Here is a 12701-nt window from a genome sequence, read left to right as displayed (position 1 = left end):
TCACAGCCCCGCCATGGCGAGCATGGGCGATGCACCCTGCTCGGCGCCGTCCGCGCCGGCCCGGAACATGGCGAAGAGTTCGCGGCCCATGCCGATCTCGGGATCGGGAGCCGGCGACTGCTCGCGGCTGTCGAGATCGGACGGGGTCGAAAGCTCGCCCGTAGCCGCGCAAACGCGCACGATGTCGCCATCGTGCAGCTTCGCCAGAGGGCCGCCACCGAGTGCCTCCGGCGTGCAGTGAATTGCGGCGGGGACCTTGCCCGATGCGCCCGACATGCGCCCGTCGGTGACAAGCGCCACCTTGTAGCCGCGATCCTGCAGCACGCCGAGCGCGGGTGTAAGCTTGTGGAGTTCGGGCATGCCGTTGGCGCGTGGTCCCTGAAAGCGGACGACCACGACGACGTCCTTGTCGAGTTCGCCCTTGCGGAACGCTTCGTTGACCGAAGGCTGGTCCTCGAAGATTCGGCACGGGGCTTCGACCGTCCACCGCTCGCGCTCGACGGCGGAGGACTTGAAACAGGCACGCCCGAGATTGCCCTGGACCAGTCGCATCCCGCCATCGCTCTGGAAGGGCCCCGAGGCAGGGCGCAGCATTTCGGTGTCGCCCGAAGGTCCCGGATCGCGCCAGGTCAGCGCGTCGCCGTCCATACCGGGTTCGCGCGAATAGGATTCGAAGCCGCCATCCCAAACGGTCGTGATGTCGGCGTGGGCTAGGCCTTCGTCGAGCAATGTCCCTATGACGTAGCCCATGCCGCCGGCCTCGTGGAAATGGTTCACGTCGCCCGAGCCGTTGGGATAGACCCGTGCAACCAGCGGCACAGCCGAGGAGAGTTCGGCCAAGTCGGTCCAGTCGAACCGGATACCGGCGGCGCGCGCCATGGCGGGAATGTGGATTGCGTGGTTGGTCGATCCGCCGGTGGCGAGAAGGCCTATGGCCGCATTGATGATCGCTTTTTCGTCGACCACGCGGGAGAGCGGGCGGAAATCCTCGCCCCTCTTGCCGATGGCGGCGAGCCGGTGGGTTGCGGCACGGCTCAGTTCCTGTCGCAGCTTCGCACCTGGCGGGACGAAGGCTGCACCCGGCACGTGGAGGCCCATCATCTCCATCATCATCTGGTTGGAATTGGCGGTGCCGTAGAAGGTGCAGGTGCCCGGCGAGTGGTAGCTGCCCATTTCGCTGGTGAGCAATTCCTCGCGGCTCGCCTTGCCTTCGGCATAGAGTTGGCGGACGCGCTGTTTTTCCTTGTTGGAGATGCCGGTACCCATCGGGCCGGAGGGCACGAAGATCGCGGGCAAATGGCCGAAGCGCAGCGCGCCCATCAGCAGGCCGGGCACGATCTTGTCGCAAATGCCGAGCAGCGCCACACCGTCGTACATGGCGTGGCTCAGCGCAATCGTGGTCGAAAGCGCTATGGTGTCTCGACTGAAGAGCGACAGCTCCATGCCCGCCTCGCCTTGGGTCACGCCGTCGCACATGGCCGGTGTACCGCCGGCGACCTGGACGGTGGCGCCGACCTCGCGCGCCCAGATCTTCATCCGCTCGGGATAGCGGTAGTAGGGCTGATGGGCCGAGAGCATGTCGTTATAGGCCGTCACTACGCCCAGATTCGGGCCCCTGGCCGCCATAATTGCGGCCTGGTCCTCCTCCGCGCCGGCAAAGGCGTGGGCGAGGTTCGAGCACGAAAGAGATCCGCGATTGACCTGCCGATCGCCCTCGCGCTCCATCAGCTCGAGATAGGCGGCCCGGCTGTCGCGCGAATTGGCGATCACCCGCTCGGTAACGCGATGGATCGTATCGTTGAGCGGTTTATTCGTCATGCCAGCTCACCCCGTCGCGTTCGGCCAGCGCGATGGCCGCACTCGGGCCCCAACTGCCCGCGCCATAAGTCTTGGGCTTGATGTCCTCGCTCTCCCACAGCGCGCGTATGGCGTCGATCCACTCCCACTGCGCTTCGACCTCGTCGCGGCGAACGAAGAGCGTCTGGTCGCCCTCGATCAGGTCGAGCAGCAGCCGTTCATAGGCGATGCGGCGGACCGCGCCCGAAAAGGCGTCGGGCATGGCAATGTCGAGCGGCACCTGCCGCAGGCGGATGCCCTCGCGGTCGAGCCCGGGAACCTTGGCCATCATCGACAGCTGGACGTTCTCTTCGGGCTGAATGCCGATGACGAGGCGATTGGGCTGGGTGCTCGCTCCACGCCCCTCGAAGATCGAATGCGGGATGCAACGAAACTGGACGACGATTTCGGTCACGCGCTCGGGCAGCCTCTTGCCGGTGCGCAGATAGAACGGCACGCCCTTCCAGCGCCAGTTGTCGACATGCGCCTTAAGGGCAACGAAAGTCTCGGTGTCGCTGTCCTTGCCGAGTTCCTCGTCGTAGCCGGGCACGGCTTCGCCATTGACCACGCCGGCGCGGTACTGGCCGGTCACGGTCTCGTCCTTGGCGATAGGGCGGAGGGCGCGGAGCACTTTCACCTTTTCATCGCGAACCGCGGTCGAATCGAAGCTGGTCGGGGGCTCCATCGCCACCAGTGCGAGCAGCTGGAGCATGTGGTTCTGGACCATGTCGCGCAGCGCCCCGCTGTCGTCGTAATAGGCGACGCGTGACTCCAGCCCGACCGTCTCTGCCACGGTGATCTGGACATGATCGATATAGGTCGAATTCCACACCGGCTCGAACAGCAGGTTGGCAAAGCGCAGCGCCAGCAGGTTCTGGACGGTTTCCTTGCCGAGATAGTGATCGATGCGGAAGATGCGGTCTTCGGAGAACGCCTTGGCCACCGCGTCGTTGATCTCCTTGCTCGAGGCGAGGTCTGTGCCGAGCGGCTTTTCGAGGCCGATGCGGACATTGCCCTGCGTCAATCCGGCGTGGACGAGTCCGTCGATGGTCGGTTCGAACAGGCTCGGCGCGGTCGACAGGAAAATCGCCAGACCCTTCTCGTAGACACCGACTTCCCTTGCCAGTTGGTCATAGCCCTCCAGCGTCGTCGCATCGACCGGGATATAGCTCAGCCGGTTGAGGAATTCCGCCACACCTCCGCGGCGATGGTCGGGCAGGTATTTCTCCAGCGCTTCGCGGGCGAAATCGCGATAGTCGTGGGTCGACATTTCCGAACGCGCCGTGCCGACGATCTTCAGTTCCGGTTCCAGCAGCCCATCGGCGTCGAGCGCGCAAAGCGAAGGCAGGAGCATGCGCTGGGCAAGATCGCCCGTCGCGCCGAACAAGAGCAGGCGATCTGCGGGTGCGTTCATGCAGCGGGCCGGACGATCATCGGTTTCTCCTCTCGGAAGAGGCGGATAACAGCGCAGGCAGGCGCGCGCCAGCCGACTGCATTCCTATTCTTGTGCTTTGCTACTCTCGCCCGCGCGGAAAGATCGGAATGTCGGACTGCTGCTACGCGACAGTAGAGCAATTGTTGGTGAGGCTGGGTCGTTCTCGAGGGCATGCCCATCGACGCGCCGACTCTGGCTTCGTCATTCGGGGCCAGAAACGAGAAAGGGCCCCGTCAGGGGCCCTTTCGAAATGAATATGATGGCTTGGGCTTACTTGCCGAAAAGCCAACCCCAGAAATCCCACATGGTCGTACCTCCTGATTGCTCAAGAGTTATATGTCATTAACCATGTCTGTTTGTAAAGCCTAAACCATGTTTGCAGCCGGCCTCTCTATGCTAAGATTCTGATATTCAAGGAGATTGGATAGGGGTAGCGGACGCGAAAAGGCGAAGCCCTGGACCTGCTGGCAGCCTGCATTCTCGAGGAGGGGTATGTCCTGCGGGTTCTCCAGACCCTCTGCCACGACGGTGATTCGCGCATCACGACCCATCGCGGCAATGCTGGAGACGATCGCCAAGGCCTTGGGATCCTTGCCGATATTCGAGACGAACAGCCGGTCGATCTTGATCTCGTCGAATGGCAGTTCGTAGAATGCTTCGAAACTGGCCGCGCCGATGCCGAAATCGTCCATCGAGATCCGGACGCCGATTGCCTTCAGTTCCTCTAGGATGCTTGCCGCCACGCTATGGTCCGAGATTCGCGCGGTCTCGGTTATCTCGAGTGTCAGCGATTGCGGGGCGAACCGCGTTGCCTGAAGGACGTTGCGCACCAGCCCGACGATGCGCATGTCGCCGAGCAAGGTTGCGGAGATATTGACCGACATCGAAATCGTGTGGCCGCGGAAATGCAGCAGCTGCCCGGCGGAGCAGGCGCTTTGGAGGACGTAGCGGGTCAGGTGTTCCATCCGCCCGGCTTTCTCGCACTGCTGAATGAAGTGCATGGGCGATATGAAACCGCGTGCCGGGTCGTGCCAGCGCGCCAGGGCCTCCACTCCCACGATCGAGTCCGTGCCGAGATCGATCTTGGGCTGGTAGACGCAATATATCTCGCCTGCTTCCATTGCCTCGTCGATGCGCGCACGGAGCGAGATGTCCCACAAGAGATCTGTCTGCGATCCGGTCTCGGCGATGGCGATCGGATTGACTGCTTCGGACGTATCCTCGGCAGCGGCAATGGCGGCCGCCATGCGAGCGGGAGGATCGCCATCGATCGAAGCAATGCCGAAGGTGATGCCAACGTCGACCGAAAATCCGCCCACCTGGACGGGAGCCGCAAAGATCGCGCGCAGGCCTTCGAGATGTTCGACGACTGCTTCAGTCTCTTCGGTTGCTACGTGCCAACCGAGATGATGACCTTCGTTGTAGACGGCCAAGTTGGGATCGGCGGCGCGCAGCCGATCGACGAGTTTGAGGACATAGCTGCCCTTGTCCTCCGACCGGAGCGTCTTCAGGACCCGCTCGTAATTCTGGATCTTGGCAATGACTATGTGGCCGCTGGCGATCGAATCGCGGACGAGACGCGCTTCCAAGGCTCGTATCTTTGGGAGCCCAGTTTCCAGATTGACCATTTCGAGACGCCGTTTCCAGCGCACTCGCGAGCGGAAGATAGCGTAAATGATCAGGACAGCGGCGCCATAGGAAAGTTCTACGCGCAGGCCGATCTGAGCCGCCGCGACCAGGAGGGCCGGCGCAAATGCAGTGATGCAAGTATAAGATAACCAGCGACGTTTTCGTGTTTTGCTTAGAAATGATGCGGCCATCAAAAGGGTGGAAAATATTAATACGATGGGTAGGCCGCTGAGAGTTCTTGTATGGCCGGACTTCAATGTCTCTGCGCCATAAATATCTACGAAGCTTGCAGGTGCGTTTGCCAGCCCTGGTATTATCTGTTGATTTCCCGAGACTTGTCCACTGTGACCGATCACCACAGTCTTCCCTGTGACCTCGACGCGATCGGTCGGCGCGAAGGCAGCTTTGTCGGACAATGCCGCTATGGGAAGCGCGGGAATACGTGAAGGTGGAATGCCATAATCGACGGAAAAAACTGCGTCTGAGTTACCACCGACTCCCGCCATTGAAGATGCCGCGGAAGGTATTGGCTTGCCATCTACAACGTAGCTGTAGTGGAGTTCCCACGCCAGGCCGGTAAAGTCGCGATCGGTTTGGTCAGAGACGACTCGCCGTGCAGCGCCTGCGATCGCGGGCGAAGTGGCTCGTATAGCCCCATCCACAGTCGCCCCGTAGACCTTCCGATCGATAAGCGTGATCCGTGGTCCGAGGTCCGCGATTGCACGCGCGAGCCGTTTATCCGCCTCGGGATCGTCGGATTCGGCGAAGGTCATATCCAGATAGACCTTGCCCACGCCCTTGCGGTCGAGTTCGTCGAGGGCCTCGGCCAGTTCGTAGCGCCTTTGCGGCGAGCGCGGATCGTTCAGCACTTCATCCGACCCGATGAAAACGATATCACCCGAGGGGCTTCGCTCGGCAATCCGCGACTGGATCAGCCAGAACATTTGATCAGCCGGTTGGAGGAACCAAATCCCGTAAAGCGCAAGCGATATCAGCCCCGCCCACAGGACATTGCGCATGCGCTCGAACAGCCGTCCGCCAAGCAGCGAACGGTAACGGCCGAGGATCGGCTCGGCCAGTTTCGAGATGCGTTGGTCACCCATCGGGCGCCCTTATGCGGGTCTTAAGTTTAAGAAAGTTTTGATGTGAGCGGCGAGGACACCTCGTAAGCCAACGAGGCTGCGGTTTGCGAAGGTAAATTCCGCTTTAGGATTCGGCGTGAAGAAAAATCGCGCCACGGGCCCTACGGATCGCTCGGTGCCGCAATTTTCTTATTTTAGAAGAACAGCATAGGGTACCAAGGTCGCGGTTTGCCCATATGGTTGACTACCGGCGAAGGTGTATCAGGCTACCACTCCGAACAGGTCATGCGCGTCGCTGTCCTCAATTGAGACAGTTACGATATCGCCGGAGGCCAGCTCCTTAGGGACGTTGCGGAGGTAAACTGCGCCGTCGATCTCCGGGGCGTCGGCCTGGCTGCGCCCGGTTGCGCCGATGTCGCCGTCCTCGTCCGGCTCGCCGACTTCGTCGATGATCACCGGGATCGTCCGCCCCACTTTGGCCGCGAGTTTGGCGGCGCTGATCCGCTCGGTCACTTCCATGATCCGGGTATAGCGCTCTTCCTTGATCTCTTCGGGCACGGGATCGGGCAGGGCATTCGCTTGCGCACCTTCGACGGGTTCGAAGCGGAAGGCACCGACGCGGTCGAGTTGGGCCTCTTCGAGCCAGTCGAGCAGATAACGGAAATCCTCTTCGGTCTCGCCGGGAAAGCCGACCACGAAACTCGACCGGATCGCGATCTCGGGGCAGATAGCGCGCCAGCCTTTCAGCCGCTCGAGCACTTTGGCCTCGTTCGCCGGACGCTTCATGGCACGCAGGACCTTGGGGCTAGCGTGCTGGAAGGGAATGTCGAGATAGGGGGTCAGCAGGCCGTCAGCCATCAGCGGAATCACCGCGTCGACATGCGGATAGGGATAGACGTAGTGCAGCCGCACCCAGGGCGGCACGCCGCCGCCGATGTCGAGCTGGCCCAGCTCGCGCGCGAGATCGGTCATGTGCGCACGTACGTCACGGCCCTTCCAGCTGCGACTCTCGTGCCGCGTGTCGACGCCATAGGCGCTGGTGTCCTGGCTGATGACGAGCAATTCCTTCGTGCCCGCCGCAACCAGCTTTTCCGCCTCGCGCAACACCGCATCGATGCGCCGGCTGGCGAGCTTCCCGCGCAGGTCGGGGATGATGCAGAAGGCGCAGGAGTGATTGCACCCCTCCGAGATCTTCAGATAGCTGTAGTGGCGCGGCGTAAGCTTGACGTCGGGCTGCGGGATCAGGTCGATGAAGGGCCCCTGGCTCGGCGGGGCATGTTCGTGAACCGCCTCGACGACCGCCTCGTACTGATGCGCCCCGGTCACCGCGAGCACGCTCGGATGTGCGGCTCGAATGGCGTCGGCCTCTTCGCCCATGCAACCGGTTACGATCACGCGGCCGTTCTCTGCAATCGCCTCGCCGATCGCCTGCAGACTCTCCTCCTTGGCGGAATCGAGAAAGCCACAGGTGTTGACCAGCACCACGTCGGCACCGGCGTAGTCGGGGCTCATGGCATAGCCGTCGGCGCGCAGGCGCGTGAGGATGCGCTCGCTGTCGACCAGTGCCTTGGGACAGCCGAGGGAAACCATGCCGACCTTCTTCTGGTCGGGGATCGGGGTCGTGATAGTGCTCATGATTGCGCGCGCCCCTACACCCGAACGTGGTTTTACGCTAGCGTCCTGCTCGTCGAGGGTTCCCGGGGGAGCGGATATGGGTGAAATCAACCTCTGGGCGGTCCTGCTGGGCGCGCTGGCCTTCTTCCTCGTCGGAGCAATCTGGTACGGCGTGCTGTTCGGGAAGGCCTGGCAGAAGGCCACAGGGATGAGCGACGATCAGCTCCAGGGTACCAATATGCCGCTGATCTTCGGCCTGACCTATCTTGCCGAACTGGTGATCGCGCTGACCCTTTGGCATGCGATCGCGCGCAGCGGCGCCAGCGACCGCGCGGTCATGATGATGGCCGTCGGCTTCGGCGCGACGATCATGGCCCCGGCGGTCGGGATCAACTACCTCTACCTACGCAAGACATTGACGCATTTCCTGATCGATGCCGGCCACTTGATTGTCGGCATGGCGGCCATGGGCGGCGTCTTCCTGTTCTTCCGCTAGCGATCAGCTCCGCTCGCGATCGTCGCGATCGTGACCATCGCCCTGCGTTTCACCATTGGCTGTGGGTACGATTTCGACCACCACGTCGCCGGGCTGCAGCGTCTGGCACTCAGGCTCCCAGAAGCCGAGTGCCTTGCCCCCGCGGTAGACCCTGAGGCCGCGACCGCCCGATTGCAGTCCGGCAAGCGTCTTGCCGCACTCCTCGGCGGTTACCGGTCGCTCGATCAGCTGGACGCGACCGGAAATGCTGGCGAGGTCGGCGAGATATTCGGCGATATGCTCGCCCTTGGCGCTGCCCGCGAGGAGCAGTCCGGTGAACCGCACCGGATTGATGACATTGCTGGCGCCGGCCTGCCGCGCGAGCGACTCGTTGTCGTCGGCGCGCACGACGACGCTGATCGGTACCTCGGGGGCCAGCGCGCGCGCGGTCAGGGTGATGAGGATGGTCGTGTCGTCGCGACCGGCCGAGATGAGGACGTTGGAGGCCTCGGCGATCCGCACGGCCTTGAGCGTTTCATCGCGCGTCGCGTCGCCCGCCATGACGTTGCAGCCGAGCGCCTCGGCCTCGCTCAGCCGGTCCTCGCTCGGGTCGATCACGACGATCCGGCTCGGTTCGGTGCCGCGTTCGATCAGTTCGGCGACCGCCTCGGAGCCCGAGATGCCGAAGCCCAGAACCACGATATGGTCGCACAATTGTTCCTGGATACGGGCCATGCGCCACTGCTCCCATGTGCGTTTGATGAGGAAGTTATAGGCCGTGCCGACGAAGATGAAGAGCACAGCGAAACGGACCGGCGTCACGATTACCGCCTCGACCAGTCGCGCGCGATCGGAGATCGGGGCGATGTCGCCGAAGCCGGTGGTGGTGATCGAGATCATTGTGAAATAGACGACGTCGAGGAAGCTCACTTCGCCGTCGAGGTTGTCGACCAAACCCTCGCGGTCCCACCAGTGGATCATGACCACGGTGAAGATCAGCAGCAGCGCGAGGCCGAGGCGAATGCCGAGATCGCCCCAGACGGGCAAGCGCACCGCGCGGCGCAGGGGCTTTATGCCCTTGCTCATCCGCAGCTGCTTGGTGCGCGCGTCGGCCACTAGGCGAAGCGCTCCGCCAATGCGCCCAGCGAGGCGTGGTGAGTCAGGTCGAGCTGGAGCGGGGTCACCGAGATATAGCCCTCGTCGATCGCCTCGAGATCGGTGCCGTGGTCGAGTGTGTGCTCGATCGCTTCGAGCCCAAACCAGTAGTATTTGAAGCCGCGCGGGTCGCGCCCCTCGACCACCGTGCCGCGCGAGTAGTCGTGAAAGCCTTGCCGCACCGCGCGAATGCCCTTGACCTCGCCAGCGGGAAGCGGCGGGAAGTTGACATTGACCAGCGTGCGCTTGGGCAGCGGTGTGTCGAGCAGCGGGGCGAGCACTTTCGCGCCCCATTCGATCGCGGCACCAAAGGGAACGTCCTCGCCCATTCCTTCCTTCGCATAGACCTGGCTCAGTGCGATCGAGCGAACCCCGGCCAGCGCGCCTTCGATAGCCGCCGAGACCGTTCCCGAATAGGTGATGTCGTCGGCCAGATTCGCCCCGCGATTGACGCCCGAGAGGATCACGTCGGGCAGGCCGCCGAGCACCTTGCGCATACCCATGGTCACGGCATCGGTGGGCGTGCCGGTGACCGAGAAACGCCGCTCGTCGTGTTTGCGCAGGCGGACGGGGCGGGTGAGCGTGAGCGCGTGCCCCATGCCCGACTGTTCCTCGTCGGGGGCGCAGATCCAGATGTCGTCGCTGAACTGGCGTGCGATGCCTTCGAGAACCTCGAGACCCGGAGCGCGGATGCCGTCGTCATTGGTCAGGAGGATACGCATCAGGACAGGGGCTCCAGCTTGGCAATACCGCCCATATAGGGAGCAAGCGCCTCGGGAACGGTAACGCTGCCATCGGCCTGCTGGTAGTTTTCCATCACCGCCACCAGCGTGCGCCCGACCGCGAGGCCCGAGCCGTTGAGCGTGTGGACGAAGACGGTCTTCTTCTCCCCCTCGGGACGGTAGCGCGCATTCATCCGGCGGGCCTGGAAATCGCCCGTGTTCGAGCACGACGAGATCTCGCGCCAGGCGCCCTGGCCGGGCAGCCAGACTTCGAGGTCGTAGGTTTTGCGCGCGCCGAAGCCCATGTCGCCGGTGCACAGCAGCATGCGGCGATAGGGCAGGTTCAGCGCCTCGAGGATACCCTCGGCGCATTTCGTCATGCGCTCGTGTTCGGCCTCGCTGTCTTCGGGACGGCAGATGCTCACCAGTTCGACCTTCTCGAACTGGTGCTGGCGGATGAAGCCGCGCGTATCGCGTCCGGCAGAGCCAGCTTCGGAGCGGAAGCACAGCGTATGCGCGGTCATGCGGATCGGCTCTACAAGGTCGGGGAGGATTTCACCGGCAACCGAGTAGGTCAGCGGAACTTCTGATGTCGGAACAAGCCAGCGATCGTCGGTCGTGCGAAAGCTGTCTTCAGCGAACTTGGGCAGCTTGTCGGTGCCATACATGGCATCGTCGCCTACCAGGACTGGCGGGTTGCACTCGGTGTAGCCATTCTCGCGCGTCTGTTTGTCCAGCATGAACTGGGCGAGCGCGCGGTGGAGGCGGGCGATATCGCCGCGCAGGAAGGTGAAGCGCGCGCCCGAGAGCTTCGCGCCGGTCTCGAAATCCATGCCCAGCGCGGGGCCGAGGTCGGCGTGCTCCTTCGGCTCGAAATCGAACTCGCGCCGGTCGCCCCATTGGTGGATTTCGACATTGTCGTTCTCGTCCGCGCCCTCAGGCACATCCTCGGCGGGGAGGTTGGGCAGGCGGGCTAGCATGTCGTCGAGCTCGGCGCCCGCTTCGGCGGCGGCCGCTTCCCATTCGGGCATGCCGGCCTTGATCTCGGCGACCTCGGCCTTGAGCGCCTCGGCCTTCTCCTTGTCGCCCTGGCCCATGGCCTGTCCGATCGCCTTAGAGGCGTCGTTGCGGCGGCTCTGCGCCTGCTGGACCCTGGTCGTCGCCTCACGCTTCTTGGCGTCGAGCGCGACGATCGTATCGGCCACCGGCTTGGCGCCGCGGCGGGCGAGAGCGGCATCGAAGGCTTGCGGATTGGCGCGGATGAAGGCGATATCGTGCATGGTCCGCGCCTATGCCTTCTCGGGTTCGGCTTGGCCAGTCACTTCGCCGCCACCCGGTTGCGCTTTCTCGGGCACCACTCTCGCCGCCACCCGTTCTTGGGCCAATCCAAAAGCTTGAAGGCAGACCGCTTGACCGAACGACCGATCCAGCCGCCGCGCCGTACGCGCTTCATCGATATCGCCGAAGGCGCCATCAGGGCGGGGCGCAAGCTGGGCTGGGTTGATCCCGTCAGGTTGGAAAAGGACTACCTGCTCGAAGAGGCAGCGCGGGCAACCGGGCTCGACGATTTCGGCGACCGCTGGTTCGAACGCCCCTTCGAAGTGCTGCTCGACAGCGTGAAGCGCGAGGCGCGCCTCAATACGGCCGGCGATTTCTCCGCCATGAAGATGTTTCATCACGTGCTGCGCGACCGGCTCTACACCCAGATGTGGTTCAAGCGGCACCCCGAGATACTCGCGCGTCCGCTGAAGAACCCGGTAGTCATTGTAGGCCCCATGCGCTCGGGAACGACCCGGCTTCATCGCCTGCTTGCCAGCGACCGGCGCTTCGCCCATCTCCGCAGCTTCGAGACCATCAGCCCCGTACCGCGTCCCGGGTACGAAGCCGTGATGGACGGCGAGGAGGAGGACTTCCGCCTGAAGCTCGCCAGCCGCATCCTCAAGGTCGCACGGCTCGCCAATCCGCGCACGCTGTCGATCCACCCCACCGGGCCCTTCGAGCCGGAGGAGGAGCTGGGGCTCATCGCCGCTTCGATGTACGGGATGAAATGGGAAGCGCAGTGGCATGTGCCGGGTTACTCGAAATGGTGTGCCGGTGAGTCCGCCGTGCCCGCCTATCGCCATATGGCCGACCTTCTGCGGCTGATCGGCTGGTCGCAGCAGGAAAGCTCGCTCCGTCCATGGATACTCAAAACGCCGCAGCACATGCTCGACCTGCCCGCATTGCTCGAAGTCTTCCCCGATGCGCGGCTGATCTTCACCCATCGCGATCCCAAGAGGGTCGTCGGCAGTGCCGCCTCGCTCGCCTGGAACCAGACGATCATCTATTCGGACCAGAACGATCCGGTAGAGACCGGGCGCGAGTGGCTCGGCAAGACGGCGATGATGATCGAGCGGATGCGTGCCGCGCGCGACAGCATCCCGCGCGAGCGCATGATCGACGTCCAGTACGACGATATGGAGAACGATTGGCGCGCCACGATGGAGCGCGTCTACCGCTTCCTCGGCTTCGACATCGAACCGGCGATTGGCGGGATGCAGGCCTATCTCGACCGCTCGGCGCGGCTCAAGCGACGGCCGCATCGCTACAGCCTCGAAGAATTCGGCCTGGCGGAAGGCGAGGTCGACGAGCGCTTCGCCAACTATGCCGAGACCTACGGCATACCGGTGGAGAACGCGGCCCAGCCGGCGCGCCTGAGGCGGGTGGCCGGATAGAAAAAGGGCGGAGCAAAGCCCCGCCCCCTGAAGTCGAGA

Annotated in this window: 9 protein-coding genes; 2 read left to right on the top strand and 7 right to left on the bottom strand. The window is 63.5% G+C overall.

Annotation, left to right across the window (positions count from 1 at the left end; genetic code table 11):
* The 4 genes from edd to rimO form a co-directional block, all read right to left on the bottom strand.
* Nucleotides 1-1818 carry a phosphogluconate dehydratase gene (edd, locus tag K3181_RS12160; protein WP_221603361.1) on the bottom strand — a complete coding sequence of 606 codons (1818 nt, stop codon included), beginning with the start codon at nucleotides 1816-1818 and terminating at the stop codon, nucleotides 1-3.
* Nucleotides 1808-3250, bottom strand: coding sequence for a glucose-6-phosphate dehydrogenase (zwf, locus tag K3181_RS12155; protein ID WP_221603360.1), 1443 nt, complete (start codon nucleotides 3248-3250; stop codon nucleotides 1808-1810). The genes edd and zwf overlap by 11 nt, the downstream gene beginning before the upstream one ends.
* A gap of 386 nt (nucleotides 3251-3636) precedes the next feature.
* Complete coding sequence (locus tag K3181_RS12150; RefSeq protein WP_221603359.1) at nucleotides 3637-6003, bottom strand: EAL domain-containing protein; 2367 nt, start codon at nucleotides 6001-6003, stop codon at nucleotides 3637-3639.
* A 240-nt stretch (nucleotides 6004-6243) separates the two neighbouring features.
* Nucleotides 6244-7617, bottom strand: coding sequence for a 30S ribosomal protein S12 methylthiotransferase RimO (rimO, locus tag K3181_RS12145; protein WP_221603358.1), 1374 nt, complete (start codon nucleotides 7615-7617; stop codon nucleotides 6244-6246).
* Nucleotides 7618-7693: 76 nt separating this feature from the next.
* On the opposite strand from rimO, the gene K3181_RS12140 reads away from it, so the two are divergent.
* The gene (locus K3181_RS12140) at nucleotides 7694-8092 is read left to right on the top strand and encodes a DUF1761 domain-containing protein (RefSeq protein WP_221603357.1); all 399 of its coding nucleotides are present in this window, start codon (nucleotides 7694-7696) and stop codon (nucleotides 8090-8092) included.
* Between the two features lie 3 nt (nucleotides 8093-8095).
* On the opposite strand, the gene K3181_RS12135 is transcribed toward K3181_RS12140, so the two are convergent.
* Genes K3181_RS12135 through serS form a run of 3 tightly spaced genes read right to left on the bottom strand, consistent with a single transcriptional unit; the run spans nucleotide 8096 to nucleotide 11228 of the window.
* Nucleotides 8096-9157 (bottom strand): potassium channel family protein, encoded by a 1062-nt coding sequence (locus K3181_RS12135; RefSeq protein ID WP_221603516.1) that lies wholly within the window; start codon nucleotides 9155-9157, stop codon nucleotides 8096-8098.
* A gap of 29 nt (nucleotides 9158-9186) precedes the next feature.
* Nucleotides 9187-9948 carry a 5'/3'-nucleotidase SurE gene (gene surE / locus K3181_RS12130; RefSeq protein WP_221603356.1) on the bottom strand — a complete coding sequence of 254 codons (762 nt, stop codon included), beginning with the start codon at nucleotides 9946-9948 and terminating at the stop codon, nucleotides 9187-9189.
* Nucleotides 9948-11228 (bottom strand): serine--tRNA ligase, encoded by a 1281-nt coding sequence (serS, locus tag K3181_RS12125; RefSeq protein ID WP_221603355.1) that lies wholly within the window; start codon nucleotides 11226-11228, stop codon nucleotides 9948-9950. The genes surE and serS overlap by 1 nt, the downstream gene beginning before the upstream one ends.
* A 129-nt stretch (nucleotides 11229-11357) precedes the next feature.
* Between serS and K3181_RS12120 the strand changes: the two genes are divergently transcribed.
* Entirely contained in the window at nucleotides 11358-12662 is a 1305-nt protein-coding gene (locus K3181_RS12120) for a sulfotransferase family protein (RefSeq protein ID WP_247715093.1), read from the top strand.
* Nucleotides 12663-12701 lie beyond the last annotated feature (39 nt).

This window comes from Qipengyuania mesophila (assembly GCF_019711655.1).
In the GTDB taxonomy this organism is placed as follows: domain Bacteria; phylum Pseudomonadota; class Alphaproteobacteria; order Sphingomonadales; family Sphingomonadaceae; genus Qipengyuania; species Qipengyuania mesophila.
Note: the sequence above shows the minus strand (reverse complement) of the source record. Positions and strands in the feature narration are given on the sequence as shown.

Bases quoted from the DNA above. Each gene is read 5' to 3' on its own strand.
- edd (WP_221603361.1), bottom strand. From the start codon at position 1,818: ATGACGAATAAACCGCTCAACGATACGATCCATCGCGTTACCGAGCGG.
- zwf (WP_221603360.1), bottom strand. From the start codon at position 3,250: ATGAACGCACCCGCAGATCGCCTGCTCTTGTTCGGCGCGACGGGCGAT.
- K3181_RS12150 (WP_221603359.1), bottom strand. From the start codon at position 6,003: ATGGGTGACCAACGCATCTCGAAACTGGCCGAGCCGATCCTCGGCCGT.
- rimO (WP_221603358.1), bottom strand. From the start codon at position 7,617: ATGAGCACTATCACGACCCCGATCCCCGACCAGAAGAAGGTCGGCATG.
- K3181_RS12140 (WP_221603357.1), top strand. From the start codon at position 7,694: ATGGGTGAAATCAACCTCTGGGCGGTCCTGCTGGGCGCGCTGGCCTTC.
- K3181_RS12135 (WP_221603516.1), bottom strand. From the start codon at position 9,157: ATGAGCAAGGGCATAAAGCCCCTGCGCCGCGCGGTGCGCTTGCCCGTC.
- surE (WP_221603356.1), bottom strand. From the start codon at position 9,948: ATGCGTATCCTCCTGACCAATGACGACGGCATCCGCGCTCCGGGTCTC.
- serS (WP_221603355.1), bottom strand. From the start codon at position 11,228: ATGCACGATATCGCCTTCATCCGCGCCAATCCGCAAGCCTTCGATGCC.